The following is a 17244-nucleotide window of genomic DNA, read 5'->3' as shown; positions in this document are numbered from 1 at the left end:
CAGCTGCTGGACTTCGGGTCGGGCTGCTTGTCGAACGCCCACCGGGGGTTCGACAAGCAGCCCGGTGCACGGCGCGGGGCCCGCTAGTCGTCGGCGACGGCCACCGGCTCGGCGCCGATGCACCGGACCTTCAACTCGTGCCTGCCGGCCGCACCCTCGAACGTGACCTCGACGTCGTCGTCCGGGCCCCGGTCCACCTCGTGCACCCGATAGCCCTGTGCGGGCGCCCAGGAGACGAGGCGTACGCCGGCGGGGCCGCACTCGGCCACGGCCGTGCCGCCGCCGGTGGCGAAACTGCGGCGGACCCCGGGGTTCGGTGACGCGGCGCTCGCGGTGCCGGGGCCGGGTGACGCGGTGCCGGGTGCGGCCGGGCCGGTGCCCGTGCTGCCGGTGGGCACCGGCTCCGGCGAGGCGAGCGCCCGTTCGATCTCCGCCTCGCTGCGTATCCCGCCCGGGGTGCCGGTGATGCTCTCGCCGACCAGCCGGATCGCGCCCAGCCCGATCACTGTTGCCACGGCGACCGTGGCGACCCATCCGGCGGCGACGAGGACAGAACGACGGCTCATGCCACCGACTATCCCCGATCGGTGGTTGTCGGCAGCACATCCGGAGGCTAAGGCACGGTTAACGTGCGTCCCGCCGGCACCGGCAGCGGCTAGCCTGCCTGCTGTGGCCCGCCTGCTGCTCATCGAGGACGACCTGACGATCCGTACGCCGCTGATTCGGGCACTGCGGGAACGCGGCCATGCGGTGGCCGCGGCCTCGACCGCGATGGCCGGGCTGCGCGACGCGCTGGAGGACCGACCCGACCTGGTCGTGCTCGACCTGGGCCTGCCCGACCTGGACGGACGCGAGCTGCTGCGGATGCTGCGCGCGGTCAGCTCGGTGCCGGTCATCGTCGCCACCGCCCGCGACGACGAGACCGAGATCGTCCGGGTCCTCGACGCGGGCGCCGACGACTACGTGGTCAAGCCGTTCACCGCCGCGCAGCTCGACGCCCGCGCCCGAGCGGTGCTGCGACGAGGCCCCACCAGCGCCGACCCGCAGGACCCGTCCCTCGTCGTGGGCGGGCTGCGTATCGACCCCCGGTCCCGGCAGGTCACCCTGGACGGCACGCCGGTGGAGCTGACGCCGCGCGAGTTCGACCTGCTGCACCACCTGGCCGGCCGGCCCGGCCAGGTGGTCACCAAACGCGAGCTGCTCACCCAGGTCTGGCAGATCCCGTACGGCGGCGCCGACAAGACTGTCGACGTGCACCTGTCCTGGCTGCGCCGCAAGCTGGGGGAGAGCGCCCAACAGCCCCGCTACCTGCACACCGTGCGCGGCGTCGGAGTGCGACTGGAGGCGCCGTGAGGGCGCGGCTCGCGCTGCTGGTCGCGGCGGTCAGCGTGCTCACGCTCGTCGCCTTCCTGGTGCCGCTGGCGCTGCTGGTCCGCACCGTCGCCCAGGACCGGGCCACCGTGCGGGCCACCGCCGACGCGCAGAGCCTCGTGCCGGTGGTCGGCACCGCCGACGCGTCGACCATCCGGCTCACCGTCGAGCAGCTCGCCGCGGAGTCCGGTCGACAGGTGAGCGTCTTCCTGCCCGACGGCACGGTGCTCGGCGCCCAGGCACCCCGTACGCCCGCGGTGGCGCTGGCGGCGCGCGGCCAGAGCCTCACCGGGGAGTCGGCGGCCGGCCGGGAGGTGGTCATCGCCGTGCAGGGCCGGGCGGACGGCACCGGCGTGATCCGCATCGTGGTGCCGCGGCAGGAGTTGACCGCCGGGGTGACCCGGGCCTGGCTGGTGCTGGCGCTGCTGGGTGTGGTGCTGGTGCTGATCGGGTTGGCGGTCGCTGATCGGCTGGCGCGCAGGCTGGTGCGGCCGATCAGCGACCTCTCCGCCGTGTCGCACCGGCTGGCGAACGCCGAGCTGGACGCCCGGGTCACGCCCGCCGGCCCGGCGGAGCTGCGTGAGGTGGCCGGTGCTCTCAACCACCTGGCGGCCCGGATCCAGGTTCTCCTGGTGCAGGAGCGCGAGCAGGTCGCCGACCTGTCGCACCGACTGCGGACGCCGCTGACGGCGCTGCGGCTGGAGGCGGAGTCGCTGCGTGACCCGGACGACGCGGCCCGGATCGCCGCCGCCGCCGACGGGCTCGAACGGGCGGTCACCGGTCTGATCCAGCAGGCCCGCTGGCGTCGCGTGCCGACGACGGGGACGGCCGCGTCGGATGCCGCGGCGATCGTCGCGGACCGGGTGGCGTTCTGGTCGGTGCTGGCCGAGGACACCGGTCGGGCCGTGCACCTCGACCTGACCCCCGGCCCCCTCACCGTCGGGGTGCCCGCCGACGATCTGACGGCCGCCGTGGACGCCCTGCTCGGCAACGTCTTCGCGCACACCCCCGACGGCACACCCTTCACCGTCCGGCTCGCGCGCGACGACGGCGAGGTGCTGCTCACCGTCGCCGACGAGGGACCGGGCATGCCGTCGGGCGCGGTCCGGCGGGGTGCCAGCGCGGCCGGGTCGACCGGGCTCGGCCTGGACATCGCCCGCCGCGCCGCGCAGGCCGGCGGCGGTCGGCTGGAGCTGCGGTCCGGTCCGCAGGGCGGGGCGCAGGTGCTGCTCCGGCTCGGCCCGCCGACGTCGCGTCGAGAGGCATAGCCGCTGCGGTGCCGGGTAGCTGCCACCCATGGCGCGGTATACGAAACCCGAGCTCAGAGAGCAGATCAAGGAAGAGATCAAGGCGTCCGACAAGGGCGGCCGGCCGGGACAGTGGTCGGCGCGCAAGTCACAGCTGGTCACCCAGGAGTACAAGAAGCGCGGCGGCGGTTTCCTGGGCGAAAAGGACGAGCGGCAGAAAGCGCTCCAGCGCTGGGGCAACGAGAAGTGGCAGACCAAAGAGGGCGACACCCGTGCGCGCAAGGACGGCACGACGAGCCGCTACCTGCCCAAGAAGGCCTGGGACGAGATGTCGGAGAGCCAGAAGCGCGCGACCGACACCAAGAAGCGGGAGGCCTCCCGCACCGGCAGGCAGTACGTCGCCAACACCGGGCCGGCGAAGAAGGCACGTCGGGACGCCACCACCGCCGGCCGGATGTCGGAGATGTCGGTCGCCGAGGCCAGCAAGCTGGTCCGTGGACTCGACACGCGGCAGCTCAGAACGGCCCTGCGCAACGAGCACGCCGGCAAGGACCGCAAGACGCTCGTCCAGCGGCTCGAAGCGGAACTCCACCGACGCGGCTGAGGGACTTAACCCGGCCTTAGGGTCCGGACAGCGCGGTGCTATCGCGATCCGACCGATCCTCGGAGTCGACAACCGAGGAGAGGTGGACACCACGATGAAGCGCACCAATCTGCTTCTGGCGACGGTCGGCGGTTCGGCGGTGCTGGCCGTGGCCGGGATCGCGCTGGGCGTCGCCGCCGCGAACGACACGCGGGGCGGCGACACGGCGCTCGCCGCGGCGACCATCGCGCCGACGGGCACGGACGCGCCGGACGACAGCGCCACCGCTGTCGCGCCGGGAGCCAGCGGCACGCCGTCGGCCGCAACCCCGTCGGGTACGCCGTCGAGCGGCACGCCGTCCGCCGGCACCGCGCCGACGGGCAGCGCGGTCGACGCGCAGCGCGCCGGTGAGATCGCGCTCGCCAGGGCCGGTGGCGGCCAGATCGTCGAGGTCGAGGCCGAGCAGGAGAACGGTCGCCCGGTGTGGAGCGTCGAGATCGTCGCCGGCGGCACCGAGCACGAGGTGGACGTCGACCGGGACAACGGCTCGGTGATCAAGGCCGAGCAGGAGCCGGTCGACGACGACGACAAGGGCGACCGGTCGGACGACAAGGGAGACCAGTCCGACGACGATGACGACGACTCCGGCGACGACGACTGACCAGGACTGGCGACGCCCCGACCGCATCAGTCACAGCGGTCGGGGCGTCGCCGCGTACCGGGCCGGTGCCACCACTGACGCGGATCGTCCGATCGGACGAGATCGCTCACCACGGGCCACCCACTGTGCTCCGGTACCGTTGGCAGACCGTGTGCGAGCCGGGTCGGGGGCCTGGTCGGGTGGTGGAGTGGGTGGTGGCGGTGGGTGCGGTAGGTAAGGTCATCCGGTTCGACGACGCCCGTGGTTACGGGTTCATCGCGCCGTCGAAGGGTGGAGAGGACATCTTCGTCCACGCGAACGACTTCGGCGAGCAGCGGCATCTCGTGCATCCCGGCATGCGCGTCGAGTACGAGGTGGAGTCCGGTGAGCGCGGTCTGAAGGTGGCGTCCCTGCGGATCATCGAGCCGGTCGGGGTCTCCCGGCCGGAACGGGCGCCGACCGTCACACCGAGCCGGACCGGGCTGGCCGGCGAGGACGACGGGATGTGCGACGTCCTGTCGCCGCGCGAGTTCACGTACGAGGTGACGGAGTTGCTGATCGAGCGGGTGCCGACGCTGACCGGGGCCCAGCTCTCCGCGATCCGACAGTCGCTTGTCGACCACGCCAGATCACACGGCTGGGTCGAGAGCTGAGCCGGTGATCCGGCACGGCGGTCAGAGGCCCGCGTGCAGGGTCAGGCTCTGCCGCAGGTGGAGCTTCGGCCGGGAGCCGACGACCGAGCCGACGACCTCGCCCCGACGGAACACCAGCAGCGTCGGCAGCGACATGACCGCGTAGCGGCGCGTGGTCTGCGGGTTGTCGTCGGAGTTGAGCTTGGCGATGGTCATGCGGTCGCCGAACTCCTGCGCCAGCTCGACGAGGCTCTTCTCGATCATCTTGCAGGGCGGGCACCACTCGGCCCAGAAGTCGACCACGACGGGCCGGTCACTGGCCAGCACCAGCTCGGCGAACGTGGCGTCGGTGACGGTGGTCAGGGGGCGGACTGTCGTTTCCTGGGGCATGTCTTCTCCCGGTGCGCGATGGCGTGGGTGAGCTGGGTGCGTAACTGCTGACGGACCGCGGTGAGCCGATCGAGGTAGTCGTCGACCTCGGCGAGCTTGCGCCGCAGTACCAGCACGGAGTCCGGGCAGACATCGCCGGACGCGTTGCCGGCGCGCAGGCAGGCGACGAACGGTCGGACGTCGTCGAGGCCGAAGCCGACGTCGAGCAGCGCCCGGATCTCCCGGACGACCCGCAGCTCCGCCTCGTCGTAGACGCGGTAGCCGTTGGCCGAGCGCTGCGGGCGTACCAACCCGTGCGCCTCGTAGTAGCGCAGCGTCCGGGTGCTCGTGCCGGCCCGTTCAGCCAGCTCGCCGATCAGCATCGAACCTCCTCGCCCAGCCCGTCGTGACCACGCTAAACCTTGTCGTCAGCGTCAAGGCAAGGGTCGTGCCCGGGCACGGCTCAGGGCGCCGCGGTGCGGCGCCCTGAGCGTCGGTGCGTGTGCCGTGGGGGTACTAGCCGATGCGGAACTGCTCGCCGTAGACGGCGAACGTCAGTGGCGTGTTCAGGTTGAAGTTGCCGTTGTTGAGGAACACCCGCTGGGCGGTGTCGACGCGGGAGGTGTCCGAGTGCGCCTCCTCCTTGCGCATCTCGATGACCCGCTCGTCGAGGAACGCGTTGAGCCAGGTCCGCTCGTCGCCACCCTGGGCCGGCGGCTTCGCGCGGGCGAGGGCGCGGCTGCGGATCTGGCGCATCCCCTCGTACCCGTGCATGACCGCCGCGTCGTAGTAGGCGAACTGGCCGAGTGCGCGTACCCCGTCGTTCTTGCCGTCGCGGACCGAGGGGTTGAAGTAGACCCGGTCCCGCTCGGCTTCCTGCGCGGCGCGGAACACCGAGTCGTTGGCTGCGGTGCGCCAGTCGCGGGGGAAGTTGGGGTCGAGGCCGGCGTGCGACGCGGTGCCGTTGACGGCGCGCAGCGCCGGCAGGTAGCCGGCCAGCACGTTGCCCGGCTTGGTGTTGGTGTACGCCTGGACCAGTTCGAGCATGTCTCCGGTGCCGGAGCAGAAGCCGATGATGCCTGCGGTGTAGCCGCGGCCGTCGCCGATGTCCTCGATGTAGGAGAACTGCGCGCGCCAGTCGAGCGAGGAGTTCTCGGCCGCCGAGACGAGCTGCATGGCGACGTCCTTCTTCGCCGGGTCGTCCAGGTTGGTGCCGGCCGGGACCGTGGCGGTCGGCGTGGGGGTGGGGGTGCCGCCGCCGGGAAGGGTCCACTGCTGGTTGGTGGTGCCGCCGCAGGTCCAGATCTGCAGTCGGGCGCCGTTGGCGGTGCTCCGGTCGGTCACGTCGAGGCACTTGCCCGAAGCGGTGTTGATCAGGGCGCCACCGCTGGCGGCGCTCCACTTCTGGGCGCCGGTGCCGTTGCAGTCGTACAGCTGGATCTTGGCGCCGTTGGCGGTCGACGCGGCGGTGACGTCGAGGCACTTGCCGAGCGCGCGGATCGAGCTGTCGCTGTTGCCGACCGTCCACGTCTGGGCCGCGCTGCCGTTGCAGTCGTAGAGCTGCACCGGCGTGCCGTTGGCCGGATTGGCGCCCGCGACGTCGACGCACTTGCCACCGAGGCCGGTGATCGGGCCGGCGGTCGCGGCGCTGGCCGACGGGAGGCCGTAGCCGACCGCGGCGACGCCGGTCAGCAGGGTGCCCACGACGTAGGCGGCTGTTCTCTTGCGCACCATGGTGTTCCTCGGGGAAGGGGCGGCGTGCCGCCGGCCGGTCGGTGCCCGACGCGGCGATCGGCCCCGGCGGGCACCGCGAGCTTCAGGAAACAGTATTAACAGATAGCGGTACGTCGATCAACTGTCGATCGGCGACTATCGGGATCAATCGCGGAAGGCGGTGGCGGCGCCCCGCAGCGCGGAGACGCACGCGAGGACCGCGGGGTGGCCGCCCGCGCCCCTGCGGTAGGCGACGCGCGTGCGGCGGCGCATGGCCAGCGGCAGCAGCCGGACCTGCGGGGAGGGCTGCGCGATGGCGAGCTGCGGAATGAGGGCGACGCCCTGACCGGCGGCCACGAGAGCGAGCGTTGCGGTGAAATCGTCGGCGTGATGCCGCACCGCCGGCGTGAAGCCGGCCAACTGGCAGGCGTGCAGGGCTACCGAGTGGCAGAGCGTGCCGGGACTGCCGAGGATCCACTGCGCGTCGCGAGCCGCGCTGATCGGCTCGGCGGCGGTGTCGTCGGCGGTGGTGCGGGGCACGGCGAGGAAGACCGTCTCCTGCAGCAGCGCGATCGAGTCCACCGTCGGATCGGGCGGGGTCGGCGCGATGTCGTAGTCGTGCAGCAGCGCGACGTCGAGCCGTCGGCTCCGCAGGGCGGCCGGCATGTCGACCGGGTCCAGCTCACTGATCATGAGATCGAGCGCGGGATGCTCGCGGGCCAGCGTGGCCAGGGCTGCCGGCAGCAGGGTGCGTACGGCGCTGGGGAAGGCCCCGATGCGTACGCTCGCGCGCAGACCGGTTCGGGCGGCCGCCACTGTCGCGTCGGCGGCCTCCAGTGCGGCGAGGATGACCTCGGTGTGCTGCACGAGCGCGGTGGCGGTCGACGTGAGGCTGACCCGGCGTCCGGTGCGCTCCAGCAACCGGGTGCCCGCCTCCCGTTGCAGGGCGGCCAGCTGCTGCGAGACGGCCGACGGCGTGTAGGCGTGGGCCTGGGCGACCGCGGCGATGGTGCCGAGGCGGCCCAGGTCCCGCAGCAGGACCAGGCGGCGGACATCAAGCATCAGCTCAGCTTACGGATAGGTGGAGCAATCGGAACTGGACCTTCCTGGTCGGTCGGCCGAGAGTGGAGGCATGACCCTGACCGGCCTGTACGTTCCGCTCATCACCCCGTTCGATCTCGCGGGAGGCGTCGCCATCGACGCCCTGGCGGCCCTCGCGAATGACGCCCTGGACGCCGGCGCGGCCGGCGTGGTCGCTCTCGGCACGACGGGAGAGCCGGCCGCCCTCAGCGACGACGAGCGCGGCTCGGTGCTCGACGTCCTGTCCGCGGTCTGCCGTGCCCGCCGCGCGCACCTGCTCGTCGGCGCCAACACCGTCGAGGCGTTGCGCGCCCTGTCCGACCGGGCCGAGGTGACGGCGGCGCTCAGCCTGGTGCCCCCGTTCCTGCGGCCGGGCGGCGCGGGAGTGCACGCCCACTTCGCCCACCTCGCCCAGGCCAGCCCGGTGCCGCTGGTCGTCTACCACGTCCCGTACCGCACGGGGCAGCAGCTCAGCCCGGACGACCTTCGGCAACTCGCCAGCCTGCCCGGCGTCATCGGCATCAAGTACGCCACCGGAGGGATCGACGGGGACACCGTCGACTTCCTCGCCGACATCCGGCCCGGTTTCGCCGTGCTCGGTGGCGAGGACCCGCTCATCTCGCCGCTGCTCGCCCTCGGCGCGCACGGCGCCATCGTGGCCTCGGCCCAGGTCGCCCCCGCGGACTTCGTCCAACTGGTCGCGCACTGGCAGGCCGGGGACCTCGTGCGGGGGCGGGCGCTCGGCCATCGGCTCGCCGGCCTGTCCGCGGCGCTGTTCGCCGAACCCAACCCGACAGTGATCAAGTCGGTGCTCCACGCGCAGGGTCGCATCCCGACGGCCGGCGTACGGCTGCCGCTGGTGCCCGCCGGTCCGGACGCCGCCCGGCGGGCGCTCCGGCACCTGGACGAGCTGACGAGCACGTCGAGGTGACCGGACGGCGCCCGCCGGGCCGCGTCCGCGCGGTCAGTGCTCCCGGTAGGTGGCCCGGTCGAAGTCGGCGTACACCCCGTCGCCGCCCAGATCCTGCACCCACAGGCCGACGAACGCCCCGGTGAAGCCCCACGCCGCCGGCTCCCCGTCGATGATCAGAGCGGCGTGCTCGTCGGACAGGATCGTCGCGTCCAGATCGACCGGCAGCCGCTGCCAGCCCGCGCCGAGGTCGTAGTCGAAGCGCACCACGGGCCCGTCGAACACCGCCCGCAGACCGACCCGGTCGACGCCGCTGGCATCGACGGTCAGCTCGGGGTACGGGGTGCGCCGCCCGTTGTCGGAGCTGAGCAGCTCCAGCACCGTACGGCCGTCGTCGGCGCGGGTCAGGTAGAGGTGATGCCAGTTGAGGGTGTTGTAGTACGCGGTGATCCCGGCGAGCTGACGGTGGTCGACCGGGTCGAACTCGACGACTGTCTCCAGCGAGCAGTGCGTCGCCCCGACGCGTCGCGCGACCAGGCTCGGCGCCTGCCGACCCACCGGTGACTGTCCACCGTGCACCCGCAGGTGCGAGGGGCGCGACGTCAGGTCGATCCAGTCCGCGCTGGCCGGCCGGCGCAGCGTCGACCAGCAGGAAGCCAGCTCGGCGGCCTCGAAGTCGTCGGTGGCCGGCTCCGTGGGCCACGGGTGCGGGGACAGGTCGGGCCCGGCGACCTCCTCGGCGGGGACCCCGCCGGGAATCCGGGGCCAACCGCCCGAGGGCCACTCGACCCGCTGGATCGCCGTCTCCCGGCCGAGCACGCAGTTGCCCAGCGGTGAGTAGGGGCGGCCGACCAGGTGGGCCAGGTACCACCCGCCGTCCGGGGTCTGGACCAGGCTGCCGTGACCGGCCTTCTGCAACGGCAGGTCCGGCCGACCGACAGAGGTGAGCAACGGACCGTCCGGGTCCACCTCGTACGGACCGAACAACTCCCGCGAGCGCGCCACGGTGACCTGGTGCTCCCAGCTCGTGCCGCCCTCGGCGGTGATCAGCCAGTACCAGCCGTCGTGGCGGTACAGGTGCGGGCCCTCGGTGACCCCGACCGGCGTGCCGGTGAACAGGATGCGGGGCCGGCCGACGAGACGACGCGCCGCCCGGTCGTACTGCTGGATCTCGATGCCGCCGAAGCGGTCGCGGCCAGGACGCCAGTCGGCGCTCATGCTCAGCAGCCAGCTGGTGCCGTCGTCGTCGTGGAACAGGGCGGCGTCGAAGCCGCGCCCGTGCAGTTTCACCGGATCCGACCAGGGGCCGGCGATGTCGGGTGCGGTGATCAGGAAGTTCTGCGGATCCCAGTAACCGCTGGCGAAGCTGGCCACGTCGCTGTAGACGAGGTGGAACTCCCCATCGTGGTACGTCAGGTCGGGCGCCCACACACCGTTGGAGTCGCCGCAGCCCCGAAGGTCGAGCAGGCGGCGGTCGGTGATGATCCCGCCCAACGGGCGCCAGTTCACGAGGTCGCGCGAGTGGTGCACGCGGACCCCCGGATACCACTCGAAGGTCGAGGTGGCCAGGTAGAAGTCATCGCCGACGCGCAGGATCGACGGATCCGGGTGGAACCCGGCGAGGACGGGGTTGCGGATCGACCAGGCAGCGGTCGCCACGTCAGCGGTGTCGGTCGACACGGGGGCTCCTCTGTGCGGCTATGAAACTTCCGGAAACTTGCAGGGACCAGATCACTGGAAGCCCCTCGTACGGTAGCCGGTCTTATCGCGATAGGACAGGGGTCTTGACCGCTGGGGGAACTGCTCGTAGCGTCCCGGCCATCGATCGGTAATACCGACGAAGCAATGAAAGTTCCGGAGATCCAGGTTCGAACCCTTGCCGGCTCGGCCGGCGTCCGAGCACCCCGTGAGTCCCCGAAGGGATGGATCATGACAGCGCACCTTTCCCGCCGATCGCTGCTCGGCCTCGCCGGCGCCGGCGCCGGCGCCTACCTGCTGAGCGCCTGCAGTGGCGACGAGAAGTCCAGCGACCCGAACGCCCCGCAGACCATCAACTGGTGGCACATCCAGAACACCGAGCCGATGCTGCCGGTGTGGGCCGCGATGGCCAACGAGTACAAGACCGCGCACAGCAACGTCACGTTCACCATCCAGCCGCTGGAGAACGAGGCGTTCAAGGCCAAGCTGACCACCGCCACCCAGGCCGGCGACCCGCCGGACCTCTTCCAGTCCTGGGGCGGCGGCGTGCTCAAGCAGCAGGTCGACGCGGGCCTGGTCAAGGACCTCACCGACGACGTGAAGGACCTGGTCGGCGGCATCCTGCCCGCCGCCATGCAGCCGTACACGATCGACGGCAAGATCTACGGCATCCCGTTCGACATCGGCATGGTCGGGTTCTGGTACAACAAGGACCACTTCGCCCGTGCCGGCATCACCGAGCCGCCCGCCACCTGGGCCGCCCTGCTCGACGCGGTACGCAAGCTCAAGACCGCAGGCATCACCCCGGTCGCCCTGGCCGGCAAGGACAAGTGGCCGGCGCACTTCTACTGGTCCTACCTCGCCATGCGTATCGGCGGCGTCGGCGCGCTGCAGAAGGCCGTCGACGACAAGAACTTCGACACCCCCGACCTCGCCGCCGCTGGTGAGCGACTCAAGGAACTCGTCGACCTCCAGCCGTTCCAGAAGGGCTTCCTCGGTGCCGAGTTCGGCTCGCCCGACGGGCAGGCCGCCACCATGGGCAACGGCAAGGCCGGCATGGAGCTGATGGGGCAGTGGGCGCCGGCGGTCCAGGCGTCCAGCTCCACCAGCAAGAAGGGTCTCGGCGACAAGCTGGGCTTCTTCCCGTTCCCCGCCGTCGACGGCGGCAAGGGCACCGCCACCGAGGTCTTCGGCGGTGGCAACGGCTTCGCCGTCGGCAAGGACGCGCCGGCCGCCACCATCGACTTTTTGAAGTTCCTGCTGAGCGCCGACAACCAGCGTCGTTCCGCGAAGACCGGCGCGGTGCTGCCCACGGTGAAGGAGGCCACCGACGCCATCAGCGACCCCAACAACAAGGTCGTCGCGGAGACCCTGGCCAAGAACACCGGCTTCCAGCTCTACCTCGACCAGGCGTACGCGCCCGCGCTCGGGCAGCAGATCAACGACAGCGTCGCTGAGATCATCGCCGGCAAGAAGGCGCCCGCGGCGATCCTCAAGGACATCACGCAGGTGGCCAAGACCGTCTGACCGTGACCCCGTATCCATCCCTAGCCGGCGATAGAACCCGAGTGGAGCAGGCATGACCAGGCCATCGACCGTGTCGGACACGAGGCGCGGCGACACGGCGACCGATCCGCCGGCACCGGGGCCGGGCACCACGCGACAGCGTGGCCGCCAGCCCCGGCCGGGGCGGGGGGGCGTCCTCGCCGTCTTCCTGGCGCCCGCCCTGGCGCTGTTCCTGCTGCTGGTGGTCGCGCCCATCCTGGTGGCCGGCTACGCCAGCCTCTACAAGTGGAACGGCTTCGGGCTGCCCGAGAACTTCGTCGGGCTGGACAACTACACCCGTGCCTTCGGCGATCCGACCTTCCGGGGTGACCTGTGGCGCGGCCTCGTGCTCGTGCTGCTGTCCCTCGCCGTGCAGCTGCCCGCGGCGCTGGCCCTGGCCATGCTCCTCAACCAGCCGCTGCGCGGCCGGGCCGTGTACCGGCTGATCTTCTTCGCCCCGTACGTGCTCTCCGAGGTCACCACTGCCGTCCTGTTCACCCTGGTGTTCTCGCCGAACCGGGGCCTGGGCGAGTCGGTCTCCCGCTGGCTGGGCGCCGACGCGGGCGCCGTCTTCGCCGACCCGGACACCGTGCTGTTCGCCGTCTTCCTGGTGGTGTCCTGGAAGTACTTCGGCCTCTACATGATGCTCTTCCTGGCAGCCCGTCAGGGCATCCCGAAGGAGCTGTCCGAGGCCGCGGTCACCGACGGCGCCACCGCCTGGCAGGCGTTCCGGCACGTCACCCTGCCCCTGCTCGGCCCGACGATCCGCATCAGCATCTTCCTGTCGGTCATCGGCACCATCCAACTGTTCGACATGGTGTGGGTGCTGACCGGCGGTGGCCCGATCCACACCTCGGAGACCATGGCCGTCACGATGTACCAGTACGGCTTCCGCCGCTTCGAGGTCGGCTACGCCAGCGCGATCAGCATCGTCATGTTCCTGCTGAGCCTCGTCTTCGCCCTGTTCTACCAGCGCATCGTCCTGCGTCGGGACACCGCGGGCGCGATCACCAACCAGGGAGGCCAGCGATGACCGCCACCACCAGCAGCGCCCAGCGGACCCGCAGCCTCGTCCTGCACCTCATCTGCATCGGCGTCGGCGCGCTCATCGTCGTGCCGGTCTGGTTCGGTGTGATCGGCGGCTTCAAGGACAACGGCCAGTTGTCGACCAACCCACTGGGCCTGCCCGACCCGTGGGTGCCGGAGAACTACACCGACCTCTTCGCCTCCGGTGTGTTCTGGCGGCAGCTCGGCAACAGCCTGCTCATCGCCGTCAGCAGCACGTTCATCGTGGTCGCCGCGGCGGCGATGGCGGCGTTCGTCTTCGCCCGCTACGCCTTCCGGGGCCGTGAGTTTCTGGTCACCCTGTTCGCGATCGGCCTGATGTTCCCGTTCGCGGTGGCGATCCTGCCGCTGTTCGTCCTGCTCCGGGGCTTGGGCCTGCTGGACAACCCACTCGGTGTCATCCTGCCCCAGGCCGCGTTCGGGCTGCCGATCACCATCATCATCCTGCGCCAGTTCTTCCGGACCATCCCCGCCGAGGTGGAGGAGGCAGCCGTCCTCGACGGCTGCAGCTCCTTCGGGTTCTTCTGGCGGGTCCTGCTGCCGATGGCCCGTCCCGCCCTGGCCACCGTCTCGGTGCTGGCCGTCGTGACGAGCTGGAACAACTTCATGCTCCCGCTTGTCGTCTTCAGCGACCAGAGTTGGTGGACGCTCCCCGTCGGGGTCCAGGCGTTCCAGGGCCAGTACGCCGACGACACCGCCCGGGTGCTCGCCTACGTCGTCCTGTCCATGATTCCCGCCCTGGGCTTCTACGCCGTGGCCGAACGCCAACTCATCGGCGGCCTGACCGGCAGTGTCAAGGGGTGACGACACCGGATCGTCAACCCACCTGAAGCGTCCCGCCAGACAAAGGAGCGGACCGTGGGCTCCGACAACGGCCGAAACGTCACCATCGCGATGATCGCGCGGCTGGCCGGTGTGTCAGTGCCCACGGTCTCCCGGGTCATCAACGGTCGCTCCGACGTCGCTCCCGAGACCCGGGAGCGCGTCGAGCGGCTGCTCAACCACCATGGTTACCGCCGGCGCACCCAGGCCCGGCGGACCGAGGCCGCGCTGATCGACCTGGTCTTCAACGACCTGGACAGCCCGTGGGCCGTGGAGATCATTCGCGGGGTGGAGGACGTCGCCCGGGCCAGTGGCGTCGGGACCGTCGTCTCCGCCATCCACTGGCGGATCTCGTCGGCCAAGCAGTGGCTGGACAACATGCGTACCCGCTCCACCGAGGGCGTCATCTTCGTGACCTCGATGGTGAACCCACCTCTGCAGGCGGAGCTGCGCCGGCTGCACCTGCCGGTGGTCATCATCGACCCCGCCGGTGTCGACCCGCAGGAGTCGCCCACCATCGGCGCCACCAACTGGGCGGGCAGCCTGAGCGCCAACCAGTACCTGCTCGGCCTCGGGCACCGCCGCATCGGCTTCATCGCCGGACCACCACACCTGATGTGCAGCCGGGCCCGGATGGACGGGTACCGCGCGGCGCTCGGCGCCGCCGGCGTCGCCGTCGACGACGCCCTGATCAGGCCCGGCAACTTCTACCACGAGGCCGGCTTCACCTCGGGTACGCAACTACTGGCCCTGCCCGACCCACCGACCGCCATCTTCGCCTCCAGCGACCAGATGGCGCTCGGCGTCTACGAGGCCGTCCGCAAACGCGGCCTGCGGGTGCCCGACGACGTCAGCGTGGTCGGTTTCGACGACCTGCCGGAGGTCCGCTGGTGTTCCCCGCCGCTGACCACGGTCCGCCAGCCCCTGGCCGAGATGGGCATGCTGGCCGCCCGGACCGTGCTGCGTCTCGCCGGGGGCGAGAAGACCGAGAGCCCGCGCATCGAACTCGCCACCGAACTCGTCGTGCGCGACAGCGCCGGCCCGCCCCGCTGACCGCACGACCGTCGCGGCACCCCGCCTGCTGCGCTCAGGCGTCGCGCAGGGCGTCGTCGACGCCCGTCTCGCGGCGACCGAGGTGAGCGGGCTCCCGGCCCGACAACACCTCCACCGCGGCCTTCAGGCAGGCGCCGGTCTCGCGCAGCGAACCGAACCGCCACGTCGTCGCGTACCGCTTCGCACTGTCGTCGCCCACCCCTTGGGCGTCGATGCCGAGCCGCCGACACAACGCCACGGCCCGGGGCAGATGGAACGACTGGGTCACGACCGTCGCCCGTTGCACGCCGAAGATCTGCCGGGCCCGCGCGCAGGAGTCGTACGTGTCGAAGCCGGCGTAGTCGAGGACCACCTTGCGCGCCGGCACCCCCCGGTCGACCAGCCAGCGCAGCATCGCCTCCGGCTCGTTGTAGTCGGCGTTCATGTTGTCGCCGGACACCAGGATCGCGTCCACCCGGCCGGCGCCGAACAACCGCCGGGCGATCTCCAACCGGGCGGCGAGGACCGGCGAGGGCGTACCGTCGCTGTCCACCTTGGTGCCGAGCACCAGGGCGACCGGCGCCGCCGGCACGTCGGCTTCGCTGAAGAGGTGGCCGTCCGACTCGTCGCGGACCCACGACACGCTGGCCACGGTGCCGCCGGCCAGGACCACCGCACCCACCACCAGAACGAAGAGGGTACGACGGACGAGCCGCCGGTGCTCCCCGTACCACCGCGCCACACCGAAACGTCCCCGCATTCGGGCGAGACTAGTCCGGCCCGCTCAGAGCCAGCCGTTGGCCCGCGCGGTGCGGGCGGCCTCGATGCGGTTGCGGGTGCCGGTCTTTCCGATCGCGGCGGAGAGGTAGTTGCGCACGGTGCTCTCGGACAGGTGCAGCCCGGCGGCCATGTCCGCGACGGTTGCCCCGTCGACGGCGGCGGCGAGCACGTCGCGTTCCCGGTCGGTGAGCGGGTTCGGGCCGGCCGCGAGGGCCGCGGCGGCCAGTGCCGGGTCGATCACCCGCTCGCCGGCCAGGACCCGTCGGACGGCCACCGCCAGCTCCTGCACCGGCCCGTCCTTGACGAGGAAGCCGTGGGCGCCGGCCTCCATCGCCCGGCGCAGGTAGCCGGGCCGCCCGAAGGTGGTGAGGATCAGCACCCGGCAGGAGGGCAGCTGGTCGCGCAGCGCGGCGGCGGTGTCGAGGCCGCTGCCGTCGGGCATCTCGATGTCCAGGAGCGCCACGTCGGGACGTACCCGCAGAGCCACCTCCGTCGCCTGGGCCCCGGTCGCGGCCTCGGCGACCACCTCGATGTCGGGTTCGAGGTTCAACAGCAGGGCCAATGCCCCGCGCATCATGCCCTGGTCCTCGGCGAGCAGCAGTCGGATCACCGCGCCCACCGTCCCGTGGGGGAGTGGGGGATCCGGGCGGTGAGCAGCAGGCCCCCACCGCGCGCCGGGCCGACGTGCAGCGTCCCACCGGCCTGCGCCAACCGCTCGGCGAGGCCGCGCAGACCGTTGCCGAACTGCGGACGACCGCCCACCCCGTCGTCGCGGATGGTCAGCACCGCCTCGTCGGCGTCGGAGGTGACGTCGACATCGCACCGCGATGCCCGGCTGTGCCGCACCACGTTCGTCACCCCTTCCCGCAGCACCCAGCCGAACGCGTCGTCCGCCTCCACGCTCAGCGGGCGGTCGATGTCGGACACGCTGACGGTGATGCCGACGTCGGCCAGGGCCGTCCGGACGCCGTCGAGTTCCCGCGCGAAGCTGCGCTCCCGATAGCCGGTGACCGCCTCGCGGACCTCGGTGAGTGCCGTCCGTCCGATCCGCTCGATGTCCGCCGCCTCCGCCGCGGCCCGCTGCGGGTCCGTCGGCGCGAGCCGGCGTACGACCTCCGCCTTCACGACCACCAGGGACAGCGTGTGGCCCAGCAGGTCGTGCAGGTCCCGGGCGAAGCGCAGCCGTTCCTGCTCCACCGCCGTGCGGGCCAGCTCCCGTTGGGTGCGGCGCAGCTCCTCGACCAGTCGGGCCGTCCGGGCGAACGCCAACGTCAGGGCGCCCGCGAGCACCGTGATCAGCGCCATCTGGGCGGTGTCGGTGGCCGACGCCCGGTCCACCACACCGATGATCACGACGGCGGCGGCAGATCCGCCCACCCAGGCGAACCCCCAGGCCACCCGCACGAAACCGACCGCGCCGGCCGTGGCGACGTACAGGAGCAGGACCAGCCAGCCCTCCGGGCCGCCGGCGTACGCGAGGGCGAGCCCGACCCCGAGCAGCGCGAAGGCGACCAGCCCGGCGTGGTGCACCGCCGGTCGGACGACCAGGTCGGCCACGGGCACGGCCACCAGCGCGAGATAGAGCAGCGCGAAGGCGCCCAGCCCCACCGCCGCCGGAGTCGCGGGGTGCACCTGCCCGCGCACGATCGCGGCGGCCGGCGTCAGCAGCAGCCACAGCCAGAGGGTGTGGGCCGCGACGAGCACGAACCCACGAGGGTTCCGGCTGAGCGCGGCGGCCCCGGACGACATGCTGGACA

General features: G+C 71.8%; 19 protein-coding genes. 10 read left to right on the top strand and 9 right to left on the bottom strand.

The features are described 5' to 3' along the window. Window positions 1-83: 83 nt before the first annotated feature. Window positions 84-566 carry a septum formation initiator gene (locus AB0B97_RS10960; RefSeq protein ID WP_357492619.1) on the bottom strand — a complete coding sequence of 161 codons (483 nt, stop codon included), beginning with the start codon at window positions 564-566 and terminating at the stop codon, window positions 84-86. Between the two features lie 103 nt (window positions 567-669). Here AB0B97_RS10960 and AB0B97_RS10955 point away from each other — a divergent pair, with 103 nt between their 5' ends. The 5 genes from AB0B97_RS10955 (at window position 670) to AB0B97_RS10935 (ending at window position 4494) form a co-directional block, all read left to right on the top strand. Further along, entirely contained in the window at window positions 670-1353 is a 684-nt protein-coding gene (locus AB0B97_RS10955) for a response regulator transcription factor (protein ID WP_357492617.1), read from the top strand. Further along, window positions 1350-2639 (top strand): HAMP domain-containing sensor histidine kinase, encoded by a 1290-nt coding sequence (locus AB0B97_RS10950; RefSeq protein ID WP_357492615.1) that lies wholly within the window; start codon window positions 1350-1352, stop codon window positions 2637-2639. The genes AB0B97_RS10955 and AB0B97_RS10950 overlap by 4 nt, the downstream gene beginning before the upstream one ends. A 28-nt stretch (window positions 2640-2667) precedes the next feature. Continuing rightward, window positions 2668-3222 carry a DUF5872 domain-containing protein gene (locus tag AB0B97_RS10945; RefSeq protein ID WP_234582732.1) on the top strand — a complete coding sequence of 185 codons (555 nt, stop codon included), beginning with the start codon at window positions 2668-2670 and terminating at the stop codon, window positions 3220-3222. 94 nt (window positions 3223-3316) lie between these two features. Then, complete coding sequence (locus AB0B97_RS10940; protein ID WP_357492613.1) at window positions 3317-3862, top strand: PepSY domain-containing protein; 546 nt, start codon at window positions 3317-3319, stop codon at window positions 3860-3862. A 200-nt stretch (window positions 3863-4062) separates the two neighbouring features. Then, window positions 4063-4494, top strand: a complete 432-nt coding sequence (locus tag AB0B97_RS10935; RefSeq protein WP_357493418.1) for a cold shock domain-containing protein — start codon at window positions 4063-4065, stop codon at window positions 4492-4494. 21 nt (window positions 4495-4515) lie between these two features. On the opposite strand, the gene trxA is transcribed toward AB0B97_RS10935, so the two are convergent. The 4 genes from trxA to AB0B97_RS10915 all read right to left on the bottom strand — a co-directional run bounded on the left by trxA (window position 4516) and on the right by AB0B97_RS10915 (window position 7617). Then, window positions 4516-4863 (bottom strand): thioredoxin, encoded by a 348-nt coding sequence (gene trxA, locus AB0B97_RS10930; RefSeq protein ID WP_234582734.1) that lies wholly within the window; start codon window positions 4861-4863, stop codon window positions 4516-4518. Next, on the bottom strand, window positions 4833-5225 hold the full coding sequence (locus AB0B97_RS10925; protein ID WP_234582735.1) for a MerR family transcriptional regulator: 393 nt from the start codon (window positions 5223-5225) through the stop codon (window positions 4833-4835). Before AB0B97_RS10925 ends, trxA begins: the two co-directional genes overlap by 31 nt. A 133-nt stretch (window positions 5226-5358) precedes the next feature. Continuing rightward, window positions 5359-6576 carry a chitosanase gene (locus AB0B97_RS10920; RefSeq protein WP_357492610.1) on the bottom strand — a complete coding sequence of 406 codons (1218 nt, stop codon included), beginning with the start codon at window positions 6574-6576 and terminating at the stop codon, window positions 5359-5361. A gap of 144 nt (window positions 6577-6720) precedes the next feature. Continuing rightward, window positions 6721-7617, bottom strand: a complete 897-nt coding sequence (locus AB0B97_RS10915) for a LysR family transcriptional regulator (protein WP_357492608.1) — start codon at window positions 7615-7617, stop codon at window positions 6721-6723. Window positions 7618-7687: 70 nt separating this feature from the next. Between AB0B97_RS10915 and AB0B97_RS10910 the strand changes: the two genes are divergently transcribed. Continuing rightward, window positions 7688-8566 (top strand): dihydrodipicolinate synthase family protein, encoded by an 879-nt coding sequence (locus AB0B97_RS10910; protein ID WP_357492606.1) that lies wholly within the window; start codon window positions 7688-7690, stop codon window positions 8564-8566. 33 nt (window positions 8567-8599) lie between these two features. Here the strand turns inward: AB0B97_RS10910 and AB0B97_RS10905 are convergent, their stop codons facing one another. Further along, window positions 8600-10225 carry a glycoside hydrolase family 43 protein gene (locus AB0B97_RS10905; protein ID WP_357492604.1) on the bottom strand — a complete coding sequence of 542 codons (1626 nt, stop codon included), beginning with the start codon at window positions 10223-10225 and terminating at the stop codon, window positions 8600-8602. 249 nt (window positions 10226-10474) lie between these two features. Between AB0B97_RS10905 and AB0B97_RS10900 the strand changes: the two genes are divergently transcribed. The 4 genes from AB0B97_RS10900 to AB0B97_RS10885 are packed head-to-tail and all read left to right on the top strand — an operon-like array spanning window position 10475 to window position 14728. Further along, window positions 10475-11770 carry an extracellular solute-binding protein gene (locus tag AB0B97_RS10900; protein WP_357492602.1) on the top strand — a complete coding sequence of 432 codons (1296 nt, stop codon included), beginning with the start codon at window positions 10475-10477 and terminating at the stop codon, window positions 11768-11770. Window positions 11771-11822: 52 nt separating this feature from the next. Next, window positions 11823-12821: a sugar ABC transporter permease gene (locus tag AB0B97_RS10895; protein WP_357492600.1), complete on the top strand. Its 999-nt coding sequence runs from the start codon at window positions 11823-11825 to the stop codon at window positions 12819-12821. Beyond that, window positions 12818-13657 (top strand): carbohydrate ABC transporter permease, encoded by an 840-nt coding sequence (locus AB0B97_RS10890; RefSeq protein WP_357492598.1) that lies wholly within the window; start codon window positions 12818-12820, stop codon window positions 13655-13657. The genes AB0B97_RS10895 and AB0B97_RS10890 overlap by 4 nt, the downstream gene beginning before the upstream one ends. A 54-nt stretch (window positions 13658-13711) precedes the next feature. Continuing rightward, the gene (locus AB0B97_RS10885; RefSeq protein ID WP_357492596.1) at window positions 13712-14728 is read left to right on the top strand and encodes a LacI family DNA-binding transcriptional regulator; all 1017 of its coding nucleotides are present in this window, start codon (window positions 13712-13714) and stop codon (window positions 14726-14728) included. A gap of 34 nt (window positions 14729-14762) precedes the next feature. Here AB0B97_RS10885 and AB0B97_RS10880 read toward each other — a convergent pair whose 3' ends face one another. Genes AB0B97_RS10880 through AB0B97_RS10870 form a run of 3 tightly spaced genes read right to left on the bottom strand, consistent with a single transcriptional unit; the run spans window position 14763 to window position 17236 of the window. After that, the gene (locus AB0B97_RS10880; protein ID WP_357492594.1) at window positions 14763-15467 is read right to left on the bottom strand and encodes an ElyC/SanA/YdcF family protein; all 705 of its coding nucleotides are present in this window, start codon (window positions 15465-15467) and stop codon (window positions 14763-14765) included. 24 nt (window positions 15468-15491) lie between these two features. Next, a complete protein-coding gene (locus AB0B97_RS10875; RefSeq protein WP_234582745.1) occupies window positions 15492-16097 on the bottom strand; it encodes a response regulator transcription factor in 606 nt (201 codons plus the stop codon). Then, the gene (locus AB0B97_RS10870; protein WP_357492592.1) at window positions 16094-17236 is read right to left on the bottom strand and encodes a sensor histidine kinase; all 1143 of its coding nucleotides are present in this window, start codon (window positions 17234-17236) and stop codon (window positions 16094-16096) included. The genes AB0B97_RS10875 and AB0B97_RS10870 overlap by 4 nt, the downstream gene beginning before the upstream one ends. Window positions 17237-17244: the final 8 nt, after the last annotated feature.

Source organism: Micromonospora sp. NPDC049004, assembly GCF_040649315.1.
Classification (GTDB): domain Bacteria; phylum Actinomycetota; class Actinomycetes; order Mycobacteriales; family Micromonosporaceae; genus Micromonospora.
The sequence above is the reverse complement of the archived record's forward strand: the minus strand, read 5'-3'. Positions and strand labels throughout refer to the sequence as shown.

Excerpts from the sequence above, each read along its gene's own strand:
- AB0B97_RS10880 (WP_357492594.1), bottom strand. The coding sequence starts at position 15,467 with ATGCGGGGACGTTTCGGTGTGGCGCGGTGGTACGGGGAGCACCGGCGG.
- AB0B97_RS10960 (WP_357492619.1), bottom strand. The coding sequence starts at position 566 with ATGAGCCGTCGTTCTGTCCTCGTCGCCGCCGGATGGGTCGCCACGGTC.
- AB0B97_RS10900 (WP_357492602.1), top strand. The coding sequence starts at position 10,475 with ATGACAGCGCACCTTTCCCGCCGATCGCTGCTCGGCCTCGCCGGCGCC.
- AB0B97_RS10925 (WP_234582735.1), bottom strand. The coding sequence starts at position 5,225 with ATGCTGATCGGCGAGCTGGCTGAACGGGCCGGCACGAGCACCCGGACG.
- trxA (WP_234582734.1), bottom strand. The coding sequence starts at position 4,863 with ATGCCCCAGGAAACGACAGTCCGCCCCCTGACCACCGTCACCGACGCC.
- AB0B97_RS10895 (WP_357492600.1), top strand. The coding sequence starts at position 11,823 with ATGACCAGGCCATCGACCGTGTCGGACACGAGGCGCGGCGACACGGCG.
- AB0B97_RS10920 (WP_357492610.1), bottom strand. The coding sequence starts at position 6,576 with ATGGTGCGCAAGAGAACAGCCGCCTACGTCGTGGGCACCCTGCTGACC.
- AB0B97_RS10940 (WP_357492613.1), top strand. The coding sequence starts at position 3,317 with ATGAAGCGCACCAATCTGCTTCTGGCGACGGTCGGCGGTTCGGCGGTG.
- AB0B97_RS10910 (WP_357492606.1), top strand. The coding sequence starts at position 7,688 with ATGACCCTGACCGGCCTGTACGTTCCGCTCATCACCCCGTTCGATCTC.
- AB0B97_RS10915 (WP_357492608.1), bottom strand. The coding sequence starts at position 7,617 with ATGCTTGATGTCCGCCGCCTGGTCCTGCTGCGGGACCTGGGCCGCCTC.
- AB0B97_RS10890 (WP_357492598.1), top strand. The coding sequence starts at position 12,818 with ATGACCGCCACCACCAGCAGCGCCCAGCGGACCCGCAGCCTCGTCCTG.
- AB0B97_RS10870 (WP_357492592.1), bottom strand. The coding sequence starts at position 17,236 with ATGTCGTCCGGGGCCGCCGCGCTCAGCCGGAACCCTCGTGGGTTCGTG.
- AB0B97_RS10945 (WP_234582732.1), top strand. The coding sequence starts at position 2,668 with ATGGCGCGGTATACGAAACCCGAGCTCAGAGAGCAGATCAAGGAAGAG.